23 protein-coding genes are annotated in these 26,568 nt (G+C 46.9%); 9 read left to right on the top strand and 14 right to left on the bottom strand.

The genetic code is table 11. From position 1 onward, the window contains the following. Nucleotides 1-311: 311 nt before the first annotated feature. A complete protein-coding gene (locus PEB0122_RS04365; protein WP_075915604.1) occupies nt 312-866 on the bottom strand; it encodes a flavodoxin family protein in 555 nt (184 codons plus the stop codon). Nucleotides 867-1,420: 554 nt separating this feature from the next. Between PEB0122_RS04365 and PEB0122_RS04360 the strand changes: the two genes are divergently transcribed. Genes PEB0122_RS04360 through PEB0122_RS04350 form a run of 3 tightly spaced genes read left to right on the top strand, consistent with a single transcriptional unit; the run spans nt 1,421 to nt 3,990 of the window. Then, a complete protein-coding gene (locus PEB0122_RS04360) occupies nt 1,421-2,431 on the top strand; it encodes an aldo/keto reductase (RefSeq protein ID WP_075915758.1) in 1,011 nt (336 codons plus the stop codon). A gap of 26 nt (nt 2,432-2,457) precedes the next feature. Continuing rightward, nucleotides 2,458-3,471: an amidohydrolase family protein gene (locus PEB0122_RS04355; protein WP_075915602.1), complete on the top strand. Its 1,014-nt coding sequence runs from the start codon at nt 2,458-2,460 to the stop codon at nt 3,469-3,471. Then, entirely contained in the window at nt 3,472-3,990 is a 519-nt protein-coding gene (locus PEB0122_RS04350; protein ID WP_143238789.1) for a cyclophilin-like fold protein, read from the top strand. Between the two features lie 104 nt (nt 3,991-4,094). Here the strand turns inward: PEB0122_RS04350 and PEB0122_RS04345 are convergent, their stop codons facing one another. Continuing rightward, nucleotides 4,095-4,649, bottom strand: coding sequence for a histidine phosphatase family protein (locus PEB0122_RS04345; RefSeq protein ID WP_143238788.1), 555 nt, complete (start codon nt 4,647-4,649; stop codon nt 4,095-4,097). A 263-nt stretch (nt 4,650-4,912) separates the two neighbouring features. Here PEB0122_RS04345 and PEB0122_RS04340 point away from each other — a divergent pair, with 263 nt between their 5' ends. From PEB0122_RS04340 to PEB0122_RS04330, 3 genes are all read left to right on the top strand, one after another. Beyond that, the gene (locus tag PEB0122_RS04340) at nt 4,913-5,134 is read left to right on the top strand and encodes a CbtB domain-containing protein (RefSeq protein ID WP_075869109.1); all 222 of its coding nucleotides are present in this window, start codon (nt 4,913-4,915) and stop codon (nt 5,132-5,134) included. 9 nt (nt 5,135-5,143) lie between these two features. Then, nucleotides 5,144-5,872: a CbtA family protein gene (locus PEB0122_RS04335; RefSeq protein WP_075915598.1), complete on the top strand. Its 729-nt coding sequence runs from the start codon at nt 5,144-5,146 to the stop codon at nt 5,870-5,872. A 239-nt stretch (nt 5,873-6,111) separates the two neighbouring features. Beyond that, nucleotides 6,112-6,933, top strand: a complete 822-nt coding sequence (locus PEB0122_RS04330; RefSeq protein ID WP_075915754.1) for a M55 family metallopeptidase — start codon at nt 6,112-6,114, stop codon at nt 6,931-6,933. Nucleotides 6,934-7,249: 316 nt separating this feature from the next. On the opposite strand, the gene PEB0122_RS04320 is transcribed toward PEB0122_RS04330, so the two are convergent. The 11 genes from PEB0122_RS04320 to PEB0122_RS04270 all read right to left on the bottom strand — a co-directional run bounded on the left by PEB0122_RS04320 (nt 7,250) and on the right by PEB0122_RS04270 (nt 21,772). Next, entirely contained in the window at nt 7,250-8,179 is a 930-nt protein-coding gene (locus PEB0122_RS04320; protein ID WP_075915594.1) for an isoaspartyl peptidase/L-asparaginase family protein, read from the bottom strand. 61 nt (nt 8,180-8,240) lie between these two features. Next, nucleotides 8,241-9,128: an ABC transporter permease subunit gene (locus PEB0122_RS04315; RefSeq protein ID WP_075869114.1), complete on the bottom strand. Its 888-nt coding sequence runs from the start codon at nt 9,126-9,128 to the stop codon at nt 8,241-8,243. Then, entirely contained in the window at nt 9,125-10,045 is a 921-nt protein-coding gene (gsiC, locus tag PEB0122_RS04310; RefSeq protein WP_075869116.1) for a glutathione ABC transporter permease GsiC, read from the bottom strand. The genes PEB0122_RS04315 and gsiC overlap by 4 nt, the downstream gene beginning before the upstream one ends. Before the next feature lie 117 nt (nt 10,046-10,162). Next, on the bottom strand, nt 10,163-11,692 hold the full coding sequence (locus PEB0122_RS04305) for a glutathione ABC transporter substrate-binding protein (protein WP_075915592.1): 1,530 nt from the start codon (nt 11,690-11,692) through the stop codon (nt 10,163-10,165). 88 nt (nt 11,693-11,780) lie between these two features. Continuing rightward, nucleotides 11,781-13,313 carry a glutathione ABC transporter substrate-binding protein gene (locus PEB0122_RS04300; protein WP_075915590.1) on the bottom strand — a complete coding sequence of 511 codons (1,533 nt, stop codon included), beginning with the start codon at nt 13,311-13,313 and terminating at the stop codon, nt 11,781-11,783. Continuing rightward, nucleotides 13,310-15,211: an ABC transporter ATP-binding protein gene (locus PEB0122_RS04295; RefSeq protein ID WP_075869121.1), complete on the bottom strand. Its 1,902-nt coding sequence runs from the start codon at nt 15,209-15,211 to the stop codon at nt 13,310-13,312. The genes PEB0122_RS04300 and PEB0122_RS04295 overlap by 4 nt, the downstream gene beginning before the upstream one ends. A gap of 410 nt (nt 15,212-15,621) precedes the next feature. After that, nucleotides 15,622-16,638 (bottom strand): DmpA family aminopeptidase, encoded by a 1,017-nt coding sequence (locus PEB0122_RS04290; RefSeq protein WP_225867784.1) that lies wholly within the window; start codon nt 16,636-16,638, stop codon nt 15,622-15,624. Between the two features lie 147 nt (nt 16,639-16,785). Continuing rightward, the gene (locus PEB0122_RS04285; RefSeq protein ID WP_075915586.1) at nt 16,786-17,073 is read right to left on the bottom strand and encodes a DeoR/GlpR family DNA-binding transcription regulator; all 288 of its coding nucleotides are present in this window, start codon (nt 17,071-17,073) and stop codon (nt 16,786-16,788) included. Nucleotides 17,074-17,345: 272 nt separating this feature from the next. Then, nucleotides 17,346-19,094, bottom strand: coding sequence for an acetyl/propionyl/methylcrotonyl-CoA carboxylase subunit alpha (locus tag PEB0122_RS04280; RefSeq protein WP_075915752.1), 1,749 nt, complete (start codon nt 19,092-19,094; stop codon nt 17,346-17,348). 114 nt (nt 19,095-19,208) lie between these two features. Further along, entirely contained in the window at nt 19,209-20,993 is a 1,785-nt protein-coding gene (gene pxpB / locus PEB0122_RS11705; RefSeq protein WP_075915584.1) for a 5-oxoprolinase subunit PxpB, read from the bottom strand. 17 nt (nt 20,994-21,010) lie between these two features. Further along, nucleotides 21,011-21,772: a LamB/YcsF family protein gene (locus PEB0122_RS04270; protein ID WP_075915582.1), complete on the bottom strand. Its 762-nt coding sequence runs from the start codon at nt 21,770-21,772 to the stop codon at nt 21,011-21,013. Between the two features lie 231 nt (nt 21,773-22,003). Here PEB0122_RS04270 and PEB0122_RS04265 point away from each other — a divergent pair, with 231 nt between their 5' ends. The 3 genes from PEB0122_RS04265 (at nt 22,004) to PEB0122_RS04255 (ending at nt 25,206) form a co-directional block, all read left to right on the top strand. Continuing rightward, nucleotides 22,004-22,660 (top strand): GntR family transcriptional regulator, encoded by a 657-nt coding sequence (locus PEB0122_RS04265; protein WP_075915580.1) that lies wholly within the window; start codon nt 22,004-22,006, stop codon nt 22,658-22,660. A gap of 407 nt (nt 22,661-23,067) precedes the next feature. After that, on the top strand, nt 23,068-23,964 hold the full coding sequence (locus PEB0122_RS04260; protein ID WP_075915578.1) for a LysR family transcriptional regulator: 897 nt from the start codon (nt 23,068-23,070) through the stop codon (nt 23,962-23,964). Nucleotides 23,965-24,375: 411 nt separating this feature from the next. Beyond that, complete coding sequence (locus PEB0122_RS04255; protein WP_075915750.1) at nt 24,376-25,206, top strand: SDR family oxidoreductase; 831 nt, start codon at nt 24,376-24,378, stop codon at nt 25,204-25,206. A 330-nt stretch (nt 25,207-25,536) separates the two neighbouring features. Here PEB0122_RS04255 and PEB0122_RS04250 read toward each other — a convergent pair whose 3' ends face one another. Then, nucleotides 25,537-26,295: a dihydrofolate reductase family protein gene (locus tag PEB0122_RS04250; protein ID WP_075915748.1), complete on the bottom strand. Its 759-nt coding sequence runs from the start codon at nt 26,293-26,295 to the stop codon at nt 25,537-25,539. Nucleotides 26,296-26,568: the final 273 nt, after the last annotated feature.

Below are 26,568 nucleotides of genomic sequence, written 5' to 3'. Positions count from 1 at the left end.
TTAACCACGTCATTCGGTTAAACAAAATCAGACCATACAACCCGAAGCAGGATTTTTATAATCTGCCTCGCGCTGGCAGCAAACAAGAACGATCAAACGAACGGCAAAAGACTTGAAACATGAATCGGCATTTTAAAGCCGCGCATTTTCCTGCTCTGCATATTTACAGCTAACACGCGCATTGGCTTTTTAAACTGACCCCTCTGCCCGTCAAGTTTGAAAAAACAAATGCCAAACGAATGCGCAAGTAAGCTGGTTTAAAAAGCGTCAAGCTTTTCGCGTGGTTCAAACGTGCCTATACAATGGACTGTTTATTTGCCGTTACAAAATTGTTTGGTGATTTCCGCCACATGATGTCCGAGATATTTGGCTGTGTTCAGATCTTCTATTTTCGGCGTGACATCCGGTGACACATTATCAGACTGCGCCATAGCGCCGAGCCAGCTTCCGATACCATTCAGATCATTGCGTGTTTTACCGGAAAGCAGACCGAGATTGACCCATATCATCGCATGTTGGGCGGCAAAAAGGCTCATTGTCATCAAACTGTTGAGCTTGTCGCCATGTTCAGCTCCCGAATTGGTAAAACCTGCCGCAATCTTGTTGCGCCATTTCTGTTTGACAAAAGCCGGACCGGTTGAATCTTCCATGAATTGTTTGAAACGTGCACTCACCGTTCCATTATAGGTGGGCGAGCCGAAAATAATCGCATCGACTTTTTCAAGCAGGTTCCAATCGACCGGTTTTTCATCAAGTCCGATCAAAAACGTTTCGGCATTTTGTACTTCTTTCGCTCCCTCTTCGACATAGTGCGCCAATTTTTCTGTGTGCCCGAAGCCACTATGATAAACAATTGCTATTTTCATCTTCGCCAAAACCTCTAAAAACCCGCGACTGATCGCGAAAGAAAAACGCTATCTTCCGGTCATCGAAAATCCACTTTTAACAAGATTTTATCGTTCTGATTTCATGAATTTTTTTATTAAAGCTATGATTGATATTCATGAATTGTAAAACCGGCTGAGGCGACAGTCATTTCAAACAAAATGGTCGCAAAACGATTTGAATAAAATTTGTGCTACACGTTTTTACCTCCGCTTTTCTGCCTCACGCTTTCATTTTGTATTCCACTCGATATTCTTTTTTTTCATGAATTCTATTCATCACTTCAAACAATTCTACCTCGGTAAACATTCCTCTTCCCATGACGTAAATTTAAGGGAATTGAGGCAGGGAATAAAATTAGAAGGAATGGAACACGATGGAACAATTAAAAAACATGCATTCGTTGAATGGCAACCGTCGGCAGGTTCTCACCGCTTTGGCTCTATTGATGGCAGCGCCACTTTTCACAGCACTGCCGCAAGCTGCACGAGCACAAGAATTGCAGTCGCATAAGAATTTTAAAGGGACAACAACAATGATAAGCAAAAAACGTGTTCTGGGTTCTGGTGCAAATAGTCTTGAAGTCTCTGCTATGGGGCTTGGATGCATGGTCATGACCGGTGCACACGGGCCGATTGCCGACCATCAGGAAATGGTCAAGCTCATCCGCACTGCTTTCGATCAAGGCGTGACACTTTTTGACACGGCCGAAGTTTATGGACCGCTTCTGAACGAAACACTTGTTGGAGAAGCTGTTGAACCTTTCCGCAACGAAGTGGTGATCGAAACAAAATTTGGTTTCAACATTGTAGACGGAAAACAATTACCGGGTTTCAACAGCAAACCGGACCATATACGCGCTGTTGTTGAAGGTTCATTAAAACGGTTGCGCACCGATTATATTGATCTTCTCTATCAACATCGTGTGGATCCCGATGTACCGATCGAAGATGTGGCGGGAACTGTTAAAGACCTTATCAAACAAGGAAAAGTTTTGCATTTCGGCCTTTCGGAAGCAAGTGTCAAAACAATCAAGCGCGCTCATGCCGTGCAGCCCGTCACAGCTTTACAAAGCGAATATTCGTTAATGTGGCGCGAACCGGAAAAACGCATTTTTCCGGCAATTGAAGAAATGGGCATCGGATTTGTGCCCTTCAGCCCGTTGGGGCGCGGCTATCTCACAGGTGTTCTCAACGAAAACACCAAATTTATGAAAACCGATTTGCGTTATGGCAAGCCGCGTTATTCGGCAGAAAACATGAAAGCGAACCGCCCCTTTGTGGACGCACTTGATAAACTTGCTTTGGATAAAGGTGTCACCGGCCCCGAGCTTGCTCTGGCCTGGTTATTAAAACAACATCCGTGGATTGTGCCAATACCGGGCACAACGAAGCTCGCCCATCTTAATGAAAATCTCGCGGCCGTGGATATTACATTGGATGATGCGGATGTCGAAAAAATCAACCGCACTTTATCGGCAATTCCAATTCACGGCGACCGTTACGGGCCTGAAGAAGCCAAAGCCATCGACCATGATGACGATTAATTAACGGTAGGAAAAGGTGATCTCTCATGAGCCAGATTGGCAAAGGTAAGGATGAAACTATTATCGAACCGCTTCAGCCGATCATTGATGCCCATCATCACCTTTTCGACCGTCCTCCGCTTACCTATCTTTTGAAGAACTATCTCGAAGATGCCCGTTCCGGTCATAATATTATCGCTTCGGTTTACGTAGAAACACAGGCTTTCATATCTCCTTCAGGGCCGGAAGTTATGCGCCCTGTTGGTGAAGTGGAATTTGCGAATGGTGTAGCGGCAATGTCCGACAGCGGCGTTTATGGCAAAATCAAAGTAGCGGATGGAATTGTCGGATATGCCGACTTGCGTTTCGGCGAAAAAATCGCACCGCTCCTTGATACATGTCTTGAACGGGCAGGCACTCGCTTTAAAGGTGTCAGACAAAATATTATTGATGATAAAAGCCCGTTGCCATTCAAATTTGTAACCAATAGGCCACCGCATGACCTTGTAAACCACCCCGATTTTACAAAAGGTCTTGCCGAAGTTGAAAAGCGCCATCTCACATTCGACATTGGCGCTTTTCACCACCAATTGCCACAGATTGCAAAGCTTGCCGATGCTTTTCCCGACCTTGTTATTGTGTTGAACAATATGGGGCACGTTATGGTTTTGGGGCTTGACGAGAAAGAAAAGAAAGAAGCGCTTCAAACATGGCGAAACAATCTTCAAGAGCTTGCAAAACGACAAAACGTCGTCTGTAAAATTGGCGGGCTCGGTCTGCCGTTTTTCGGTTTCAATTTGCACGAACGTAAAGATGTCGTCACCAGTAAAGAGCTTGTCACACTCTGGCGGCCTTATATTGACACAGCGATAGAAGCTTTCGGCGTTGAACGCTCGATGGTGGAAAGCGATTATCCGATGGACGGGCGTTCATGCGGATATGTGCCGCTATGGAACGCGTTGAAATTATGCGTTTCGGGCGCATCAAAAGAAGAAAAAGACAATCTGTTTTATAAAGTTGCAGCAAAAACCTATCGCATCAACATCGAGGGGCTTGTTTGAATGGCAGGTTTTCAGAAACAATTTGTAAGGCAGCGTGCCACCGGTTTCTTCGGTTTATTTTCAGGTCTTTTCCTTACAAGCCTCGCATTTCTAGCTGTTTCAAGTGAAGAAGCGCAAAGCCAAACAATAAAAGGTGAAAATGCCATGAACCAGATCGATATTGTTTTTAACGATACCGGAAAAACCTGCACGATCAAGCTTGATGACAGTGATGAAGCGCGTGTTTTAATAAGTAAGTTGCCGCTCGAACTCACACTTGAAGATTTTAACAAAACGGAAAAAATTGCCACCTTGCCGAAAAAACTTGATGTCAAAACACAGCCTAAAGGATTTAATCCCCAAAAAGGTGACGTTACCTATTATATTCCTTGGGGTAATCTTGCCATTTTTACGCGCGATTTCCGCTTTTCGGAAAACCTCGTTCACTTGGGAACACTTTCCGGTTGCATGGAAAATTTTGACCAACAGAAGACTATTCCCGTAACACTTGAAAAGAGCAAAATCTCGAACGCCCGCTAGCCTTCATAACTCAAGACGGTAAAAATGCCGCCTGCCCGGTCGTGAAAAAAGCGGGGTGAAACTCGTGAGTTCTGGTTAAAGCCACGGTTTTATTGATCTGTCAGTCATTCCATATTCGAGGGGAACAATGAAATTTTTGAATGATCGTGACGTTTCACAAATTTTATAGATGTGAGCGGAGCAATATCAATTTTGAACAAAGATGAAAGTGGTGCTTTCAACACGTTAATCATAACCATTCGCAAAAAATTGGCGTCAGCGACAATCAATGTCGGTTCGGCATAATTCACGTGTTCAAGCCAGTCTGCCGTCTTGTCATAAAGGGTTTTGAAAGAGGTTCCACCATGCGGAGCTGAATAAGGGTCACTCAACCATTGCTCTAGCTCGTCTTCCTCTTCATTTGCGAGTTCTTTTAAAGCTTTCGCGTGCCAATGCCCGTAATCTATAACAGGAATTGAAAAATCTATTTTGAATTCCAGCCCCAATAATTCGACCGTTCGAATAGACGAGGTAAGATTGGCGCAAACAATATTCATGCCCTTTTGAACCGAAAATTTTTCGGGCAAAAGAACATCGCTATCAAGACTTTCATTACCGGGAAAAATGCCACGCTGTTCGGCGCGTGTCATACCATGAGTCATCATAATAATTTCCGCCATTTCGCTTCCCGATCTTTTTTGTTTTTTCAAACATGATGAATTTTCATATTGTCACAGACAGTAATCTAGTAGTTTCAAACAGAATTTGACAGGGATTTTGCTTGAGACTATGGTGAACCTCACATTCAACTTCGTGGAACCCGGTGTCAATCCGGGGCGGTCGCGCCACTGTGACTGTCTACCAATCATGGGACAGAAGCCAGAACTTCGATTTGGATGCTTTTCCCTTAAACTCAAGGACGCGTTATCCTGAAGGAGGTTTCATGTCTATTAAAACGGCGCATGCGCCGCAAACCATATTTGTTCCGACCAAAACCATTCCGGTCAAAGCCATTTTGCCATGGGCTATATTTGGCGGTCTTATTTGCCTCATCGCACTTTATTTCATCACCACAGAGCAAGGTGCATTGTCGCTTTTCAGCGGCACCACCATTCATGAATTCGTTCATGATGGGCGCCATCTTCTCGGCTTTCCATGTCACTGAGGAGATAGAATAATGGGTTCACTCCTTTATCGGGGCATGCTTGTCGGCCTCGTTGCCGGTCTTATTGCGTTCGGATTTGCCCGCCTTTACGGCGAGCCTTATGTTGATCGTGCCATTGCTTTTGAAGAATCCCATGAAGCGGCAGAGGAAGCACAAAGTGGCCATTCCCATGAAGCTGAAGAAGAAGTTGTCAGCAGAAAAACACAGGCCGGTTTTGGCCTTCTAACTGCACTTGTGGTTTTTGGTGCCGGTGCAGGCGGGCTTTTTTCCTGTTTTTGCAGCTATGCCTTTGGCCGTTTAGGAAAATTGAACATCATGGCCACAAGTCTACTGATTTCGGCTTCTGCCTTTATTTCGGTGGTACTGGTGCCGCAGTTGAAATATCCATCCAACCCGCCAGCGGTCGGCCAACCCGAAACAATTGTTTCGCGTACTGAAGACTATTTTGCGCTTATTCTGGTGTCACTTCTTGCCATGGTTCTGGTTTATATTGCGGCAAACCGGCTTAAAGCGAAATTCGGCGGGCTTAATGCGGCGATTATTGCCATGATCGGCTATGCCGTATTCATGGGTATCGTCTATTTCATTATGCCGGTTGTCAACGAGGTTCCGGCCGATTTTTCGGCTGATGTCTTGTGGCATTTCCGCATGGCGACTTTCGGTATTCAGGCCATATTGTGGCTGATACTCGGTGTCGGTTTCGGTTATCTTGCCGAAAGACATATGAAAAAACTTTAGCGGGGGATCGCAAGGAATAGTTAAAGCGGAAATTTCACGAAAAACTTTTTGTCTTTGACAAGTTAGTTTCTGTCTTCGACAACGAATTTATCCAACTTTCCGCTTCTATTCCTTGCATCACCAATTCAGTTTCTGTCATACTCTTTGTCTCTATAACAGAAGGTTTTAGCCTTTTGTTTGTTTTGGCGCGGCTTTCGACCGGTCGCGGATTTTTAAAAAAACAGGACAATGAGAATTTTATGAAAATTTACATTTCAGCCGATATAGAGGGGGTAGCCGGTGTGGTTATCCCTCAGCAATGTTCATCCGGCAATGCCGAATATGAACGGGCGCGCCGCCTGATGACCAACGAAGTCAATGCTGCTGTTACCGGTGCATTTGAAGCCGGTGCAAAAGAAGTTGTTGTGAACGATTCCCATGGTGCAATGGTCAATCTTGTTCCCGAACTCCTCCATCCCGATGCGGAACTTATTCAGGGAAAACCGAAACCGCAAAATATGGCTTGCGGGCTTGCCGATGGCGGTTTCGACATGGTTTTTCTTGTTGGCCACCATGCCGGAGCAAGTCTTGAAGGCGTGCTTGCCCACACCACCAACAGCCGCGCTTTCCGTGCTGTCTATCTTGGTGACAAACGATTGGGAGAACCCGGCATTTATGGCGCTTATGCGGGCGAACTCGGTATCCCTGTCGGGCTTTTAACCGGCGACAATTGCCTTGAAGAACAAAACAGGGAATTCTTCCCCAAAGCGAGATTTGCAACGGTCAAACACGCTTATACCAATCGTGCTGCGCGTTCGCTCTCGCCCACAAAATCGTGCGAAAAAATAAAAGCGGCCGCCTTTGAAGCTGTCAAAAACAGACATGACATGAAACCCTTCATTATACGCCCACCTTTTATGGTGAAATTCGAGGTTCTTTTGCCTGCCCTTGCCGATCAGGCCGCACATCTGCCTCCTGCCAAGCGTATTGATGCGGTAACAATCGGCTTTGACTGCAATTCGGTTCGTGATGCAATCGGCTGGATGAGTGCTGTTTCTGCACTTGCCGCTTCGGTCATGTGAAAGAAAGCTTGAACTTTTTTTGAACTATGAAAGCGGGCTTTCCCCCGCTTTTGCTTTTTGGGATAACCGGCTTTCAATGGTAAAACAAGACCGGCTTTTGGATTGTGAAGCTTCAAATTTCGACATTGATCTTGGCACACTTTATCAAAGCGGGCTTATAGTTTTTCCGGCTTAGAAATGTTCCGGAAAAGAAAGCTGACAAACCGATATTGAAATGAAATTCTGAAACCAACTTCAAAGCAGAGATGCCAAGCAAAGGGAAACAGTTTGCCCTTCGCTTAACAAACTTAACGAACAATCACCAATTGCCGGAAAATCAATAAATGCCGGTATGGATTTCACCGTCCTGCCCCATCCATGCGCGATACATTCCCTCGCTATTGAAAGGCAGGCACACTTCGCCCTTGGCATTGACGGCAATAAGCCCGCCCTCGCCGCCAATTTTTGCGAGATCTTTGACAACCGATTGCGCGGCTTCTTCAAGTGTTTCTTTTCCCCAGCGGATACGGGCGTCGATTTCGTGCGCTGCGGCATAGCGGATGAAATATTCGCCATGTCCGGTTGCCGAAACTGCACAGGTTTTGTCATCTGCCCATGTACCGGCACCGATAACCGGACTATCGCCGACACGACCGGGGAACTTGGCAGTCATTCCGCCGGTCGATGTTGCTGCTGCCACATGGCCGAAAACGTCACAGGCAACAGCGCCGACTGTGCCGTGGCGCCGTGAAGGATCATTTTCTTCGCCACCATTACGGCGTCGCTCCATTTCCTGTTCAAGCGCTTTCATGCGCCGTTCGGTATAAAACCATTCGGCCGGTTTGATCTCAAGCCCGATCTCGCGGCAAAATTCGTTGGCCCCTTCACCGGCAAGGAAAACATGTTCGGTTTTTTCCATAACAGCGCGGGCTGCAAGAACCGGATGACGCGGCCCGAAAATTCCGGCAACGGCACCGGCATTCCTGTCGCGCCCGTCCATAATGGCGGCATCCATTTCCTGCGTGCGTTTGGTGGTATAAACGGCACCACGACCGGCATTAAAAAGCGGATCATCTTCCAGTGCCATAACGGAAGCGGTGACTGCATCAACGGCCGAGCCATTTGCCTTTAGCACTGCCCGCCCTGCCTCGAGTGCCAATGTCAATCCATGACGATAGGCTCTTTCCTTTTCTTCCGTCATATCTTTCGAGCGCATTGTGCCGGCTCCACCATGAATGGCGATAACCGGTTTTACAGGAGACGACATTTTAAAGTCCTTTCAAAAAACCATTTCAGGCTATTTTTAAAAAATAGCGTTTCGACGCCGGTCAATTGACGTCGATTTTCGGATCTAGCGCGTCACGCAAGCCATCGCCAAAAACATTGAAGGCCAAAACCGTGACGAAAATTGCAATACCCGGATAAAGGGTGAGGTGGTCGGCAACGCCCATATAGCTGCGCCCTGCGGCAAGCATTGCTCCCCATTCCGAGCTTGGTGGTTGTGCCCCGAGGCCGATGAACGAAAGGCTTGCAGCGGTTAAAATAGACGTGCCGATACGCATGGAAAAATAGACAATCACATTAGGCAAGGTTCCGGGCAGCAAATGGCGCAGCACAATCATATGATCGGAAACACCGATGGCACGCGCCGCATCAATGTAGACAGCCTTTTTCATCGAAAGTGTCGTTCCGCGCGAAAGGCGGGCAAAAACCGGTACAGAAAACACTGCAACTGCATAAATCACATTGTCAATTCCCGGTCCCAGAATGGCAATCACGGCAATGGCAAGCAAAATGCCGGGGAAGGCAAACAGCACATCCGAAATGCGCATAATAAGCGAGTCAAGAAAGCCGCCATAAAAGCCTGCAAGAATTCCCAGAAACACCCCGATAAGACCGCCAAGCGTAACCGACAGAAAACCGACTGCCAGAGAAATACGCCCGCCATAAATGATGCGGGTAAATATATCGCGGCCATATTCATCGGTTCCCGCCCAATGGGCAGCAGATGATCCCTGCAAAATGGCATTATAATCGGCACTATTGGGATCAAGCGTCATGAATAAGGGAGCGAAAATAGCCGAGCCGATCAACAAAAGCAGAAAAACAAGCGCCACAATTGCCGCTTTCTGGCGCGCGAAACGGCGCAAAAATTCGCCGAAGGGCTTGCGCGTTGCCTCGGCAACAAGTGTATCGGATGAAGTGTTCGCACTCATGAGTAACGGATCTCCGGATTAACAAAAGCATAGAGAACATCAACCAGAAGATTGATAAGGATGAACTCCAGTGAAAAGAGCAAGATCAGTGCCTGAAGAACCGGATAGTCGCGATAGGACACAGAATCGATCAACAGTCTTCCAAGCCCCGGCCACGAAAACACTGTTTCGACAACAATCGAGCCACCAAGCAAAAAGCCGAATTGCAAGCCCACCATGGTGATGACCGGAATAAGCGCATTGCGCAATGTGTGTTTCCATGTCACCAGACGTTCGGGAACCCCCTTGGCGCGCGCTGTGCGGATATAATCCTCACGTGATATTTCGATAAAGGCCGAACGCGAGAAGCGCGCCATCACGGCGGCAACCCCGACGCCGAGTGTAAATGACGGCATGATAAAATGAAGTGCCGTTCCATAACCGCCGGTTGGAAGAAGGCCAAGCCGCACAGAAAAGAGATTAATCAAGAGAAGGCCAAGCCAGAAGACCGGAAATGAAATGCCGGAAACGGCCACGACCATACCGGTATAATCCTGCCAACGCCCTCTTTTGACCGCCGAAAAAACACCGATGAGTAGCCCCAATATGGTTGACCAGATCATCGAAAAGACGGTGAGCCAGACAGTTGGCATAAAACGTTCGCCGATTTCTGTCGAAACGGGTTTGCGGGTTTTCAAGGATTCGCCAAAATCACCATGAACAGCGTTTTCCACAAAGGTCACATATTGCGCCCATACCGGCCGATCAAGACCAAGTTGCGAGCGCATAGCTTCCACCGTTTCCGCATCGGCATCAACACCGGCCGCAAGGCGGGCAGGATCGCCCGGCAAAAGCCGGACAAAACCGAATACGATGAGTGATATAACAAATATCACCGGTATGATGGAAAGCAGGCGTTTGATAATAAAAGCAAACATCGAAAATCCCGAAATTTAGGCTGAACGGCGCGAACACGCGCCTATTCTCCGTTATTATCCAGTTTAAAAACCCGTGTTCCAATGGATAACCACGGGTTCAATTCAAAAAACTCCGTCTCAATCGGTAAACTTTGCATCTTTCAAAAGAAAACCGCCATCCGGCAATGCGTAAACGCCTTCAAGGTTTTTTGTTTTGCCGGAAAGCACGTCTTTCTGTCCAAGGAATATCCATGGTGCATCCTGAAAGATGATCTTTTGCGCTTTGCCGTAAAGTTCGGCGCGTTTTGTGTCATCTGCCGTTTTGACGGCATCTGAAAGATCTTTGTCGACCTCGGCATTTTTATAATAGGCAACGTTGAAGAGATTGGGCGGGAAGCTTTCGCTAGAAAAAAGCGGGCGCATTCCGTAATCGGCATCGGCGGTTGATGCCGACCAGCCTCCAAACTGCATTTGCACTGTCGATTCTTCGGGTGTTCTTGCCCCCCAGACGCGGTCAGCCTCGACACCGGCTTCAAGCGGTGTAACATTCACCTTGATATTCACTGCCGCCAGTTGCTGCTGCAAAAACTGCAAACCACGAATGACCATGGTGCTGTTTTTGCCAAAAATTTCGGTATTGAAACCATTCGGGTAACCGGCTTCTATCAAAAGCTGTTTGGCTTTTTCTATATTATATTCATACTCTCCGACATTGGTGTAATATTTCAGGAGTGGCGGAATAGGTGATGTGGCCGGTTCACAAAAACCGTTCATCACGACTTTGCAGAAGGCATTTTTATCAACCGCATAGTTCATTGCCTGCCGCACACGCACATCGTCGAACGGCTTTTTCATTGTGTTGATTGCCACATAATATTCCGCAATAGACGGATCTTTCGTCACAACCAGATTGGGCATTTTTTGTGCAACAGCAAAAAGTTCCGGCGGAAAATCGGGAACAAATTGCACTTCTTGTGCCTGCAACATAGCAAAACGCGCACCATTTTCCGGTACCGAACGGATAGTGACGCCATCAACGCCGACAGTGCCATTCCAGTAATGGTCGTTTTTTATGACTTCAAGCGTGTCGCTTGAACGGTTTTTGAAAATAAACGGGCCGGTGCCAACGGGGTGGCGATCAATATCGCGACCATATTTTTCTAGAGCCGCCGGAGAAATCATCATGGTGCCGGTATGCGCCATGGAAGATGGAAAAGCACCATAGGGTTCTTTGAGGATAACCTTGACGGTATAATCATCCACGACTTCAACATGATCGAGCATGGAGACAAGAACGCGACGCGACAATTTGTTTTCAGGATTTGCGAGACGTTCAAGATTGATTTTTACTGCTTCTGCGTTAAAGTCTGCGCCGTCATGAAACTTCACACCTTTGCGCAAATAGAAGGTAAATTCTTTGGCGTCTTCCGAAGCTTCATAACGTTCGGCCAGAAGCGGTACAATTTTCAAATCCTTGTCAAACCCCAACAAGCCTTCATAAATCGTCCTGAGCGAAGTCATGGTCAATGTATCATTGATATTGGTCGGGTCGAGCTTTGTCAGATTGACAGGAACGGCAACCGTCAACGTTTTGGCTTCTGACAGAGCCGGCATCAACATGGTGGTACAGACGAGCCCCGCAGCAAGCAATCGTTTCAAATTCAACATCAATCATCCATTTCGTTGGTTTGTCGAGATTTATCGGTTTGTTGATAAAAGTTTTCAAAAAGTGGCAGCAAGGCTGCCACTCTTATTGTCATTCACCGGTAAATTTGGCGCCATCAACCGAGAAACCGCCATCCGGCAACATGTAAACGCCTGACAATTTCTTGGTTTTTACAGAAATATTCTGCTTTTCACCCATAAAAATCCACGGTGCATCTTCAAACACCGTTTGCTGGACAATTTTATAAGCTTCCGCCCGTTTTGTATCATCAGCGGTTTTTATGCCTTCGGCGAGAGCCTGATCGACCTTTTCATTTTTATAATAGGAGGTGTTATAAAGATTGGGCGGAAAGCTTTCGCTGGCAAAAAGCGGACGCAGGCCATAATCGGCATCACCCGTTGAAGCCGACCAGCCGCTATAAAGCAATTGCACGTCGGATTTTTCAGGTGTCTCGGCACCCCAGACACGGTCAGCCTCAACACCGGCTTCAAGCGGCGTTACCGTAACCTTGACATTGACCTTGGCAAGTTCCTGTTGCAAAAACTGCATGGCACGAATAACGGCCGTGCTGTTTCTTGAAAAAACCTCTGTTTCAAAACCGTTTGCATAGCCTGCCTCGGCCAGCAATTGTTTGGCTTTTTCAGGGTTATATTCATATCGTCCGACATTGGTATAAAAGCGTAATAGCGGCGGAATCGACGATGTTGCCGGTTCACAATAGCCGTTCAGGACAACCTTGCAGAAAGCTTCCTTATTGACGGCATAGTTCAGGGCTTTGCGAACCCTTATGTCATCAAAAGGTTTTTTCATGACATTCATCGACGTATAGAATTCATAGATCGACGGGGCTGTTGTTACGTCAAGTGTCGGTATCTTTTTGGCAACTTCAACAAGTTCGGAAGGAAAATCGGGAACAAATTGCAATTCACCGGCCTGAAGCATGGCAAAACGGGCGCCACTTTCGGGAACCGAGCGGATCACAACGCCATCGACATCGGCAACTTTACCCCAATAATTCTCGTTTTTTGTCACCTCGAAAATATCACCGCTCCAGCTTTTGAACTTGAACGGTCCGGTTCCGACAGGATGACGGTCAATATCCTTGCCATATTTTTTGATCGCAGCTGGAGAAATCATCATTGTGCCGGGGTGGGCAAGCGAAGATGGCAGCGCCCCATAAGGCTCTTTGAGATAAATTTTGACTGTATAATCATCGACAATGTCGACATGGTCGAGCATCGAGATCAGCACCCGCCGCGACAATTTGTTTTCCGGATTGGCCAAACGGTCAAGATTGAATTTCACTGCCTCGGCGTTAAAATCCGTGCCATCATGGAACTTGACGCCTTTACGCAAATAAAAGGTGAATTCCTTGGCATCACTGGAAGCTTCATAACGTTCGGCCAGAAGCGGAATAATCTTGTAATCCTTGTCGAAACCCAACAGCCCCTGATAGACCGTGCGCAGCGATGTCATTGTCAATGTGTCATTGATATTGGTGGGGTCAAGTTTGGTGAGGTTGAATTCGACACCGACAGCCAACGGTTTGGCTTCTGCCCAAACCGGCATTGCTGCCAATACCGAAACCAGTCCGGCTGCAAAATATCGTTTAACAAGCTTCATTTTCCCTCTCCTTCAAACAATAGACCGGATTGTTCAACGCGTTCAAAAATGCCCACCGGATGACAGGCAACAAAATGTTCCGGCTCTACTTCAACGAGTGGCTCGACCAAAGGTTCATCACCGGGTACCCGTACAGGACTTGGAACTTCCCCTTCAATGAGCGGCCGCTTGATAAACCGGCGCGCCGGATCGGCTATCGGTACGGCGGCAAGCAGACGCTGCGTATAAGGGTGAAGCGGATGATTGAACACTGCTTGCCTTGGACCGATTTCGACAATCTGGCCAAGATACATCACCGCCACACGGTGACTAATGCGCTCCACCACAGCCATATCATGGCTGATAAAAAGATAGGATAGGCCCAATTTTCTTTGCAAGTCCATCAGCAGATTGACGATTTGCGCCTGAATGGAAACATCAAGGGCGGCCACTGCCTCGTCGGCAATGAGGAGTTCCGGCCCACAAGCCAATGCGCGGGCAATACAAAGGCGTTGGCGCTGACCACCGGAAAATTCATGCGGGTAACGGCGTGCCACATGTGGCGGCAGGCCAACCGCCTGCAACAATTCCTGCACGCGCTCGTCAACCTTGTTTGAGGGAACGAGTTTGTGCGTCAACAAGGGTTCGGCAATGGAAAAGCCGACAGTCAAGCGCGGATCAAGTGAGGCAAACGGATCCTGAAACACATATTGGATGTTCTGGCGTATCTTGTGGCGCTCGGCATTATCCATTTTTAAAATGTCGCGCCCGTGAAGCAGGATTTCACCGCTCCGTGGTTCGGTCAATTGCATGATCGTGCGCCCGACTGTGGATTTGCCGCAACCGCTTTCTCCGACAAGCGCCAGCGTTTCACCGGCTTTAATGGAAAAACTCACCTGCTCTGCGGCGTGAACCCGCCCTGTCACTTTGCCGAAAAAGTTCTTTTTGACATCGTAACGGGTTACGAGTTTCTTGACATCAAGCACAACATCATCAAGCTTCACTGTATCCTGTGGCAGTGCTTCAACCGCATCTTTACCAGGCTCGCGTATATCGAAAGGACGTGGCAATTTTTCATTGGCGAGTGCGCCAAGTTGGGGAACTGCGGCAAGCAGAGCTTGCGTATAAGGCCGTTTCGGATGCTTGAAAATTTCGTTCGACGTGCCTTCTTCGATCTTGTCACCACGACACATCACAAGCACGCGGTCGGCAACCTCGGCAACCACGCCCATATCATGGGTGATAAAGACCACGCCCATGCCAAGCTCGTCCTGTAACATGCGGATAAGGCGCAAAATCTGCGCTTGAATTGTCACATCAAGTGCGGTTGTCGGTTCGTCGGCAATAAGAAGTTGCGGGCGACAGGCAAGTGCCATTGCAATCATCACCCTTTGGCGCATACCACCGGAAAGCTGGTGCGGGTGGCGATCAAGGAGCCCCTTGGCATCGGGAATACGCACCTTTTCAAGCATGGCAAGCGCTTCCTGACGCACTTCCTTGTGTGTACCCCCCTGATGAAGACGGATTGCCTCGCCAATCTGGTCACCTATAGTGAAAACAGGATTGAGCGATGTCATAGGTTCCTGAAAAATCATCGCAATATTTTTGCCGCGAACGCTATTCATTTGCGATTGGGAAAGCTTTGTAAGATCGCGCACAGCACTCTTGTCGTTGAAGAGCACCTCACCGGAAGAAATTTTACCACCGCCGAATTCGATAAGACGCATAATAGAGAGCGACGTTACCGATTTTCCGGAGCCGCTTTCGCCCACTATTGCCAATGTTTCACCGGCATTGACCGAAAAATCAAGCGACTTCACCGCACGGAAATTACCGTCTTCGGTTTTGAAATCGACATCAAGGCCTTTTACGTTTAATAGCGGCGCATCCAAATTGACCAACCTCTTTTCTTCCGACATTTCAACCGCTTTCCGGAACGCGTTTGAAAAAGCTGACTCCACCCGCTTTTTTAACGTACTCAAATTTCAACGAAAGGTTTTTTCTCAAATTCTTTCCACTCACTATGGTTGTTTTAGGCAAAACCATGGACAGAGCAACCCGTTGTCATCGACAGCGCCTTTAAACTGTCTTGCTATGACACACTCACCAGAATCTCGCTGTCTTGACCCTTAGGACACAAGAAAAGATCGCTCACGATTAAAAATGCCGCCGAATATGTCTTTTGCGGGCACATTCCTGCTTTACCTTTTTTAAAACCGTCAAAGCCGGTTTTATTCCCTAAATCGTACTTGTCGTTCAAGTGTTTTTTTTAAAAACTTTTGAAACTGGCATGTAAATTGCTTGGGGGCTTGCTGTTTTTCTTTAAAAATCAGTCTGTTGCGGCACTGTTGATAAGTGTGGCAAGCGAGGTAAAATGCGAAGGTTTCATGGTTGCGGCATTCACGCCCGACATATCTTCAGCCATCCATAAAGACCGTAAAATGCTTTCTTCGGTTGCTTCTATGACCGCCTCGAACATGGGCGAAAGAGCGCGATCGTCAATATGGGGAACATCAACCAAATGCGATTCTTCTTCCCTATGACGAAGTTCTTTTGCCGTCGAAAAGGCAAGTGCAAAATCGCCCGAGCCATTGCTCAAAGCTGCTCCACTTTTGGCAAGCCCGCCGAATGTCCGGTTGGCAAGCCGTTTCAATTGTCTTGGGCAAAGGGGCGCATCGGTTGCAACAATCATCATAATCGACCCGTCTTTATCCGCACTCGGTACGGGGTGATTTATGTCGCTTTTTTCGAGAATTCCAAGATGCCCGCCAAAATTCGACTGCACAAGGATACCGATTGTATAGGTTTTGTCGTCCATTTTTACGAGGCGCGAGGCCGTGCCGATACCGCCTTTAAGACCGAAGGCCACTGTGCCGGTACCAGCACCCACTGCCCCCTCTTCAAACCGGCCGGGGCGTGCAATTTTCAAAGCTTCGAGCATTTCATCAAAGCTCGGGCGCAAAAGACGGATATTATTCAGCCGTGAATCATTGGTTTCACCGACAACAGCATTGATGGATGTTACGTATTCATTGCCCTTTTCATGCAAAGTGTAATAGATCAGTGCTTCAATCGCGCGACCGGTTGCAAGCGTATTGGTGAGCAATATCGGTGTTTCAAGCTCTCCAAGTTCTTCCACCTGAACAGAGCCTGCAAATTTTCCATAACCGTTAAATGCACTAAAACCCGCCGGTATTTTGTTTTGGAAAATATTGTCGGAATGCGGCACAATTGCTGTGACGCCGGTGCGGATTGCGTCCCCCTCCTTGATCGTCACATGGCCTACTTTGACACCGGCAACATCTGTGAGCGCATTGAGCGGACCACTTTTATAATAACGGGTCACATAATGTTCCGGCAAAGGGTTAGAACAATTATTTTTAGGTGACACGGGTAACCTTTCCAACTCTTTCCTGCATTGTTGGTGAAGGTTTCGGAAACGACAATGTTCCCGAAGAACGCCAAAACAACAATTCGGTTTTGGCAACAAGGATCAAGAGCCGCACAAGAACTTTGCCGCCAAACTGTTATAATTTTCATCCGACATCATATCGGGCTTTTTATCAGTTACGAGATAATCAATATCTTCCATAGGTGCAACCGCGGATGGCTCCGGCTTGGAAAATTTTGAATGATCGGCAAGAATGATTAACTTTCTCGAATGAGCAGTCTTTGCACGGGCGACTTCCGTCGCCGAAAGGTCAAAATCGGAAACCGCACTGTTGCTGACAACAGCAAAGGTTAAAACTGCAAAACGGGCATGAAATTTTGATTTATTCAAGCGCAAGCAGGCCGATATTCGGGCTTCGTTCGCACTTGTAACTAATGCTCACGAAACACATCATGGTGTGGATGGACACCCGAAATTTCGGCAACATTGTTCGATTTTGTAACAATCATCATTCTTAAAGAAAACCAGCCTTTTTCTATAGGCTGGTCTTTCTCTCGGCACGCTTGTCCTAACTACCAAACCGGCAGTTTTCCCGTTCTTGGCTTCTCCGTTTTAAAAACGGTTTTAAATTCCGAGTACCGATTTTTTAAAGGTTGCGATTCCTAGCGGATACGGGCAATCACTTCCCCGACATTGGTGATACTGCCTTCCGGTTTCACGATTTCCAGTGTTCCACTTGTTTCGGCTTTAATTTCAGTCTCCATTTTCATGGCTTCCATCACCGCAACCGTTGCGCCTTCTTCTATTTTTTCGCCTTGCTTTTTGAGCCAAGCCTTGATTGTTCCGGGAATTGGTGCAGCAATATCACCAGCGCCCTTATCGGCCTTCACTTGTTTCCCATCATCGGAATGCGGATTTTGTGCACTATTTGCTGCGTTTCCTGCCCCTTCAAGCAATTTCAAAAACCGGAAGGGCAAACCGAGTTCCACCCGCTTTCCGTCGATTTCAATATCGAAACGCTCGATTTGCGGCTCAATTTTATCGGCTCTGCTTTCCATAGCCAATTTTTCGGCAAAATCGTTTTCGATCCAGCGTGTATAAACTTTAAAGCCGTTTTCTCCAATAAAATCAGGATGTTGAACAACAAGCCGGTCAAACGGCAAAACCGTTGCAACACCTTCAATTTCAAATTCTTTCAAAGCCCGTGCTGCACGCTTTAACGCTTCTTCGCGGGTTCTTCCGGTAATGATCAATTTTGCAATCATCGAGTCAAATTGCGGGGCTACTACATCGCCTTCTCGAACGCCACTATCAAGCCGCACACCCGGGCCTGAGGGAGGCGAAAACTTTGTAATTTTTCCCGGACACGGCAAAAATCCGCGTCCGACATCCTCGGCATTGATGCGAAATTCAATGGCATGGCCGATAGGTGACGGCGTTTTATCAATTGTCAAAGGCAAACCGTCGGCAATACGGAATTGTTCAACCACCACATCAAGCCCGCTTGTTTCTTCTGTCACCGGATGTTCGACCTGCAACCTCGTATTGACTTCGAGAAACGAAACAACATCATTGCGCCCCAACAGGAATTCGACCGTCCCGACGCCGCTATAATTGACGTGGCGACAAATATTCGTAGCTGCTTCCTTCAAACGTTTTTCAACTGCCTCTGAAATAAACGGTGCCGGCGCTTCCTCGACAAGTTTCTGGTTGCGCCTTTGCAATGAGCAATCACGCGTGCCAAGCACCACAACATGTCCCATTTTGTCGGCAATTACCTGCGCTTCCACATGGCGGGGACGGTCAAGAAATTGTTCGACATAACATTCGCCACGGCCAAAAGCCTGAACCGCTTCACGAACAGCCGACTGGAAAAGCTCTTCAGCCTCTTCCCGTTTCCATACGACCTTCATGCCGCGCCCGCCGCCGCCATGCGCGGCCTTGATTGCAACGGGAAAGCCATATTTTTCGGCAAATGCGATAACATCCTTGCCACTTGTAATCATACCGTTGCTACCGGCAACAAGCGGCGCGCCTACCTCTTTTGCAACTGCGCGGGCTTTGAGCTTGTCGCCCAAAAGATCAATTACCTCCGGATCAGGCCCAATCCAGATGAGACCGGCATCAATCACGGCTTTCGCAAATTCGGCACTTTCCGACAAAAAGCCATAGCCTGGATGAATGGCATCAGCCCCCGAACGTTTGGCAATTTCAGTAATCTTGTTACCATCAAGATAGGTTTCTTCCGGCCTGTCACTCTTAAGACAAAAAGCCTCGTCTGCTTCTTTGACAAAAGGTGCCGAACTGTCGATATCGGCATAAATTGCAACCGAAGATACACCGTAATCGCGTGCCGCACGAACAATGCGCAATGCAATTTCTCCACGATTGGCAATCAATATTTTTTTCATGGACGTCCCCATTACTGTAAATTTATAATTTTTCTGACCGAGCCTGTCTCTTGTTTTTCGCAAAGCCGGTGTTTCGCCTTTATGTTTTCCGGTTCTTGCTATTTCCATAGGATTTCATGATGTTGTTGAAGTTTTATTGGCACCGCTCTTCAAGCTTTTCTGCTCGCTATCATAAAAATTTTTGACGGCGCGAAAGCAGATAAAAGCCCCTATCGGAATTTGTGCTGCAAGGTCGATCTGATCTTCAATAAGATTGGCAATGACCGGATAACCGCCGGTAACAGGCCGATCACGCAAAAACAAAACCGGCTCGCCATTTGCAGGAACTTCTATTGCGCCAGTCACCGTGCCTTCACTTGGCAATTCATCGCTTCGCGAGCGCTCGAGACGGGCGTCACTTTGTAATCTTATGCCAATTCTGTTGGAAGCTGCCGTTACTTGCCACGGTTTTTCAAGAAACATTGCAATTGATTGCTCTGTAAACCAATCGGTACGCGGCCCCATAACCACATCAAGCACCACTTTATCGCCTGCTTCCGGCAAGGAATAAGGATCATCAAGCGACAATAAAACCGGCTGCAAAGGGCTATCATTGGCTATAAAGACCTTGTCACCTGCCACGAGCGGTTTCGGCCCCAAATTGGAAAGACTGTCAAAAGACGCACTTTTTAAAACCGGTTCAACTTTAAAACCGCCACGCAAAGCCATATAACTGCGAAAGCCTGTGAATGGTCGTCCGAGAATGATTTCATCGCCTTCATCAATGGCAAGGGGCGTGTTTTTTTCAAAAACAAAAACCGTGCTTTTAGCCGATTTGACGGTAATCGGCAGGTTAGCACCGGTAAAAGCAATAACCGATGGTTGCAATGCTTTCATACGCGCATTTCCATAGGTGAATTCCAGCACCGGTTGTTCACGCGGATTGCCGACAAGCCGGTTGGCATTGGCCATTGCTTTCTGGTCAAGCGCCCCTGAAGGAGAAAGCCCTTGCGAGGATTGGAACAAGCGCCCGCGATCCTGAAACGTCACCGGCATCAATGTAGTTACCAATTTGAAAACCGCATCTTCTTCAGGCGTTAAGCTCGTTTCGGGGACAGAAATTCCGGCGTTGTCATGACTGCCCGTTTTCCCGATGCCCGTTGCTTTCCCGATTTCTGTTGCTTCGGTTTTATCACACGTTTTTGCTAAACCGGCCTCGTCATTTCGTGACAAAGAAAGGCTTGTCGTCCCTTTGGAATGTGCAGAATAGTCTTTCGTCACATCGACAAAATGCACTCTGTCACCAGGTTTTAAAAGTGAAGGCGGGTCGCGATCGAGATCAAACATTTTAACGTCTGTCCGCCCGATCAATTGCCAGCCACCGGGGCTCGGTTGCGGATAGACACCGCCGAATTTCCCTGCAAGTGCAACAGAACCGGCGGGAATAGATTTTCGTGGTGATGCGCGTCTTGGAACATTAAAAACGGGATCGCCGCCGGTCAAATAGGCAAAACCGGGAGCAAAACCACAAAAAGCAACCTGATAATGGCTTTCTGTATGACGACGGATAACATCTTCACGGTCAATTTTTAAAAGAGCGGCAACATCGTCAAGATCTTCCCCGTCATAGACAACCGGTATTTCGACAAGTTTACCGCTTTTTTGTTGCCCTTTTTCAAGTTTCAATCCCGCAATTTTTGTCTCCAATGTGTTTTCATCGGCAAGCAAGGGATCAAATCTGATAAGCAAGGTCCGCGCTGCCGGAATAATTTCGACAATAGCTCGAAGTTTTTCTTGATCTTGCAGATCTTTCTCTCCGCGCCGAATTTCTTGCTGCAAACGGTCAAACAAAGCCAATGTTTCTTCAAGATCGGCAAGCTCGATCAGAAAGGCCGAATTATTGACACCGAGAAAGCGCATGGAACAAAGACACCCCCTCAATCAACAAATGGCTTTAAAGAAACTCCGGCTTTTTCAAGACCGGCTTTGACAGCTTTGGCCATTAATACGGCACTCGGACTGTCGCCATGAAGGCAGATTGACTGTGCATCAAGGGTAATCTCTTTGCCATCAATCGCGGTAATTTTTCCTGTCTCGACAAATTTCACCATACGTTCGGCAACGCTAGCGGGGTCACTCAGCACAGCACCTTTTTCGCGGCGGGATAAAAGTGTACCATCACTCTTATAGGCACGGTCGGCAAAAGCTTCTGCCACCACAACAACTCCGGCTTCACGCGCAAAAGGAATAATGTCCGAGCCCGCCAATGCCATCAATACCAGCGACTGCTCAACCGCTTTGATCGCATTGATAACGGCTTTCGCCTGACGCATATCATGGGCAATTGTATTATAGAGCGCGCCATGCGGCTTTACATATGAAACTTTGGTTCCTGCCGCTTTGGCAAGCCCCATGAGCGCCCCGATCTGATAAATGGCGTCGCCCGTCAATTCACTATCGGTCGGGTCCATATTGCGGCGTCCGAAGCCCACAAGGTCACGATAGCCGATATGGGCACCAACGCGCACATTATTCTTCTTGGCTGCCTCGAGTGTGCGCAACATTCCGGCAGGGTCGCCAGCATGAAAACCACAAGCGACATTGGCACTGGTAACAATAGACAACATTTCGCTATCTTCGCCCATTTTCCAGGGACCAAAACTTTCACCAAGATCGCTGTTCAAATCAATTGATTTCATTCTAACCTCCCTTTTGCAGAATATAGATTTTTGTTTATTTTATATTGTTGAACAATCTAACTTTGATTGTTAGACATTGCAATCATGTTCTTTCTCAAATAAACTTGTAAATATATTTGGAGGATATTTAAACGGGAGGATTGCGATTTTGCTATCAGGTTTTATGCATTTCAATTCAAGACTTTGCGCGAGCGCTTGCGCTCGGTTAAAAATTGAGGAGTGGGAAGGATTATGAAAACCGGCAAAGACGAAATATCGCTTACAGACCAAACAGTCAAAGCGATTGAAACAGGCATTATCAATGGCCAATATCATCCGGGCGAGCATTTAAGCGAAGCAATGCTTGCAAAAAAATTGTCGGTTTCACGGAATACATTGCGGGAAGCATTCCGGATACTCACCAAAAACGGACTTGTCGAATATCGTGCCAATCGCGGTGTTTTTGTAACAGTTCCCGACTTCAATACAATTATCGATGTTTACAATGCGCGCCGCATTATCGAAGTGGGCGCGGTGCGCAACATAAATTTTCCTCATCCCTCTGTCGTTTTGATGGACAAGGTGGTTGAAAAAGCAGAAAAACTTTGTGAAGAAGAAAAATGGCAGGATGTCGGCACTGCCGATATGGAATTTCACCAATTGCTGGTAAGCCTTGGCAACAGTCCGCGGCTTGACCGGTTATTTTCCGAAATCACAATCGAGTTGCGGCTAATCTTCGGTCTGGTTACCGATTTACAATCGCTCCATCAGCCTTTTATCACCATGAACCGCGATATCGTCGAAAGCTTAAAAAAAGAAAAGCCGAAAAAAGCAGCACGCCTTCTCAAGGCCTATCTCAAACAATCCGAAAGGTTGATTGTCAGAGCCTATAGAGCACTGCAAAAATAACTCCCTCTTCTCTCCGTTCCGTTGTTATCTTTGGCTTATCTCTTGCTGCGTGTATGTCAGCTCGTGATTTCAAGTCGTGTATCTCACACCGGCATTCTTCACCGTGTTTTTGCGCGCAAGTGCCGGTTATTTTCGCAACCCGTTATTCTATGCGTATTATTTGCGGCATGAAAAATTGAATGTCACATTGCTTTATAGAATATCGCCTCTCATTGCAGGATAATGTGACAATGGTTTTCACTTCTATTTTGCCTTTGTCCTTTATATATTCTGTTTTATTCAAACTGTTCAGCATTGCTTCCGGAACGGCTTCAAGGCAAATATGGATGTTGCTTTTGTCGAAACGGAGTAGCTCAATGTGTTAATCATGCCAGACCCGTTTTATCATGATAATAAAGGGCGCACCTATGCTTCGAGAAAATATCGCCGATCTTATGGCCTTTATGGTTGTTGCCGAAGAAAAAAGCTTTACCAAGGCAGCCCGGAAGCTCAACATATCCCAATCGGCTTTGAGCCATTCGATAAAAAATCTGGAAGAACGTCTCCATTTACAATTGTTGCGCCGCACCACACGTTCGGTTGCTCCAACCGATATCGGCGAACGGCTTTTGGAACTTTACACGCCCCATCTTGTGGAGATGGAAAGCGAGCTTAAAAACCTTTGTGAGACAGTCGACCACCCATCCGGCACAATCCGCATAACCGCGCCCGATTATGCGGCAAAAGCCATTTTATGGCCCAAGCTTTACCCGCTTCTTGCAAAATATCCCGATATTCATCTCGAAATTTCGATTGATTATGCCTTGACCGACATTGTGGCCGAACGTTTCGACGCCGGTGTGCGGCTTGGTGAACAGGTCGAAAAGGACATGATCGCGCTAAAAATCGGGCCGGATCTCCGCATGGCAGCTGTCGCCTCACCACAATATCTTGAAAAACATCCTGTCCCCGAAACGCCGCGTGATCTTCTTGAACATCAGTGCATCAATCTTCGATTGCCAACATCCGGCGGTTTTTACGTGTGGGAATTTGAAGAAAATGGCCATGAATGTAAAATAAGGGTCGAAGGGCAATTGAGCTTCAACACAATCGATCAGGCATTGGATGCTGCCGAAGCCGGTTTCGGCATTGCCTATACAACCGAAGACGCTGTGGTCGAACGGGTAGCAAGCGGTCGGCTTAAACGCATTCTTGAAAATTATTGCCCACCTTTTCCGGGATATTATCTCTATTATCCAACACGGCGCCAACACACCGCTGCTTTTCAACTGGTTATCGATTGTTTGCGCTATAAAGCTTTATAAGATTATGCGCCCACACATTTTGAATTTCAATTTCCGAGAAGGCCTCTAAAAAGGTTCGTTCCATGCGCGATTCCGGTTTTTTCCATCGCGTTTTTCATCCTGTCCGCTAAACCTCCCAGTGTTGCATTGTTGCAGATTTGTTTTCCTGTTTCCCTGATATTTCTACCACCTCCGCCTGAGATTCTTTTTTTATATTGACGACTTAAACTATTTTTTTGACCGGTAAACTTCGAGGGCCAAAAATTGGCAAATCAGCTTGTTCTATGAAAATTTTGCATAAAGTCTAGTTTCTTGCGCCCGCTTTCGGAAAAAGTGCTTTTCGGATTAATCTCGCTCATAATAAGTAGCCGCGCATAGTCGATAAAAGACTGTACGCATTTGAAAATGCATCTTGTCAAAGGGTTTCAAAAGATGGTCAAACGCAACTGGGTGATAACCGGTGTTTCAAGCGGTTTCGGCTATGAAATGATCAAACAGGTTTTAAGCCGCGGCGATAACGTATTGGGAACTGTGCGCAAAACTCAACCTGTTGAAGACTTGATTGTCCGCTATCCTGATAATTTTAATGTCGCAATTGTCGATATGAGAGACGGGAAAGCTGTGAAACAACTTGGGCAAAAAGCCGAAGAATTGTTTTCAACAATCGATGTGATTGTCAGCAATGCCGGATATGGATTGTTCGGAGCTGCCGAAGAATTGTCGGATAAAGAAATTGACGATATTATCGCAACCAATCTCACCGGTTCGATCGACTTCATTCGCGCCTTCTTGCCCATTATGAGGAAAAAGCAACATGGGCGTATCATCCAGATTTCCTCCTATGGAGGTGAAGTCGCTTTTGCCGGAAATTCGCTTTATCACGCGACAAAATGGGGCATAGAAGGATTTTGTGACTCGCTTTCACAAGAAATGGCGCCATTCAATATTGGCGTGACGATTGTCGAACCCGGTGGGGCAAGAACCGAATTCCGCTATAAAAGCGCAAAAATTGCAAAGCCTATAAAAGCTTATGACAACACGCCCGCCCATGCTTTCCAGAAAATACTTGATCGGAAAAACGGTTTGGCCGCGGGGGATCCCGAACGCATGGCCGCCCGCATTATCGAAAGTGTTGATAGAACGCCCGCACCATTACGTATGGTGCTCGGTTCAGGTGCTTTAAAAACCACCATCGAGGTTTTAAAAAAGCGGCTTGAAGACTTCAAAGGGCAAGAACAACTTGCCGCTTCAACCGATTTTTAAGCGGATGAAACAACGCTTTTTGAAATTGGTGTCTGAAGACAATAAAAATCAGTGTCTGAATAATAAAACAGGTGTTTGAATAAAATGCCCTCGTTCCTGATTATATCGCAATTTTTGTAAATCTCCGGCAAAATCGAAAATCAAGAACTGCCGATTCAGTCAGAAGATGCGTTTCAGCCAAAGGGAAACATTTTTAGCAAAAAGATCAATTGCGTTCGACAAAATTATCAGCTCTGTTCCTTCATGCTCAAACGGCTAAATGATTGCGTTTTTTCATCGGCAACTGTTAAATACGTTGCCGAAAGCCCGATCCATTGCTTTTAACGCTTATTATTCCCGATTTTTCTCGTGGTGTATTTTATAGCGTAGTGCAATGACACCCTGACCGGCGTTTTTTGCCTCCAGCAATTCGAGTGACTGGCCGGCGGCCGGATTTGCTTTCACCAAAACCTTTTCTCCCGTTGCACTATTATCCGTGCGAGGTGACCAATCAAATAAGGAAGGTGCGGCTTTGCGCCCGTCAATACCGGGATAGATCATCACACTCAATTCATCTATAAGCCCGTTTTCCAGAAATGCTCCGTTAATCGTGCCGCCACCTTGCAAAACAATTCGTTTTATATTGAAAAAATGCCCGAGACTTTCCATGGCTGCCACAAGGTCATTTCCGTCATCACCGGCGAAGACATAGGAAATTTTCAAGCTACGAAGATGTTCCAAATAGGCTTGCGATATTTTTTGGCTCAAAATGACGATAATGTTTTCGCCGCAAATTTTGTTGCCTTCATATTTGATGCGCCCATGGCGATCCACAACAATGCATAGCCGTTTTGTTTCGCGCTTACCGATAAAAGGTTGCGGGTCAATCACTCTTACAGGATGAGGGGCATTGAATTCCTGCTTTGCAAAATGCCTTTGGACTGTAACGCGCCCCAGCATTTCCGCGTCGCACTTGAAACTGTCGCTAAGGTCATAATAGGAAATGGTCGTCTCATCATTTTTGCTCCCGTCATAAGGCTCGGACCAATGATCTTCCACGATTTTTCCGTCAATCGATGTCATCATATGGCAAATTATAAAAGGGCGCATGATTTTCTCCTTGAACAATAAAATCATGAAAGAGCAACGAGATAAGCAAAGGCTCTTTGAAATGTCTTCTTCACCTATAAACGCTTGAAGCCCGCTCATAAACCGGCCTCTTTTTCACAAGGCCTATTAGAAAAATTCATCAATGGAAAAGCAGTTTTTCTTGAAACACGTTCTTTTTTAAAAGCTCGCAAAAAATAACACTCGAACGGAGATATAGGGAAAAAGTACGGCATCAGCTTAAAAACCGTGGGACAAGCCTCTCTCTTTCCTCTA

Origin of the sequence: Ditibartonella apis (genome assembly GCF_001952075.1) — a bacterium.
GTDB lineage: Bacteria > Pseudomonadota > Alphaproteobacteria > Rhizobiales > Rhizobiaceae > Bartonella > Bartonella apis.
This window is presented reverse-complemented; position numbering and strand designations above follow the sequence as displayed.

Coding starts and splice junctions, on each gene's coding strand:
- PEB0122_RS04365 (WP_075915604.1), bottom strand. CDS start 866: ATGAAAATAGCAATTGTTTATCATAGTGGCTTCGGGCACACAGAAAAA.
- PEB0122_RS04360 (WP_075915758.1), top strand. CDS start 1,421: ATGATAAGCAAAAAACGTGTTCTGGGTTCTGGTGCAAATAGTCTTGAA.
- PEB0122_RS04355 (WP_075915602.1), top strand. CDS start 2,458: ATGAGCCAGATTGGCAAAGGTAAGGATGAAACTATTATCGAACCGCTT.
- PEB0122_RS04350 (WP_143238789.1), top strand. CDS start 3,472: ATGGCAGGTTTTCAGAAACAATTTGTAAGGCAGCGTGCCACCGGTTTC.
- PEB0122_RS04345 (WP_143238788.1), bottom strand. CDS start 4,649: ATGGCGGAAATTATTATGATGACTCATGGTATGACACGCGCCGAACAG.
- PEB0122_RS04340 (WP_075869109.1), top strand. CDS start 4,913: ATGTCTATTAAAACGGCGCATGCGCCGCAAACCATATTTGTTCCGACC.
- PEB0122_RS04330 (WP_075915754.1), top strand. CDS start 6,112: ATGAAAATTTACATTTCAGCCGATATAGAGGGGGTAGCCGGTGTGGTT.
- PEB0122_RS04320 (WP_075915594.1), bottom strand. CDS start 8,179: ATGTCGTCTCCTGTAAAACCGGTTATCGCCATTCATGGTGGAGCCGGC.
- PEB0122_RS04315 (WP_075869114.1), bottom strand. CDS start 9,128: ATGAGTGCGAACACTTCATCCGATACACTTGTTGCCGAGGCAACGCGC.
- gsiC (WP_075869116.1), bottom strand. CDS start 10,045: ATGTTTGCTTTTATTATCAAACGCCTGCTTTCCATCATACCGGTGATA.
- PEB0122_RS04305 (WP_075915592.1), bottom strand. CDS start 11,692: ATGTTGAATTTGAAACGATTGCTTGCTGCGGGGCTCGTCTGTACCACC.
- PEB0122_RS04300 (WP_075915590.1), bottom strand. CDS start 13,313: ATGAAGCTTGTTAAACGATATTTTGCAGCCGGACTGGTTTCGGTATTG.
- PEB0122_RS04295 (WP_075869121.1), bottom strand. CDS start 15,211: ATGTCGGAAGAAAAGAGGTTGGTCAATTTGGATGCGCCGCTATTAAAC.
- PEB0122_RS04280 (WP_075915752.1), bottom strand. CDS start 19,094: ATGAAAAAAATATTGATTGCCAATCGTGGAGAAATTGCATTGCGCATT.
- pxpB (WP_075915584.1), bottom strand. CDS start 20,993: ATGCGCTTTCTCGGTGTCAATAATTCGGCCTTTCTGATCGAGCTTGCC.
- PEB0122_RS04270 (WP_075915582.1), bottom strand. CDS start 21,772: ATGAAATCAATTGATTTGAACAGCGATCTTGGTGAAAGTTTTGGTCCC.
- PEB0122_RS04265 (WP_075915580.1), top strand. CDS start 22,004: ATGAAAACCGGCAAAGACGAAATATCGCTTACAGACCAAACAGTCAAA.
- PEB0122_RS04260 (WP_075915578.1), top strand. CDS start 23,068: ATGCTTCGAGAAAATATCGCCGATCTTATGGCCTTTATGGTTGTTGCC.
- PEB0122_RS04255 (WP_075915750.1), top strand. CDS start 24,376: ATGGTCAAACGCAACTGGGTGATAACCGGTGTTTCAAGCGGTTTCGGC.
- PEB0122_RS04250 (WP_075915748.1), bottom strand. CDS start 26,295: ATGCGCCCTTTTATAATTTGCCATATGATGACATCGATTGACGGAAAA.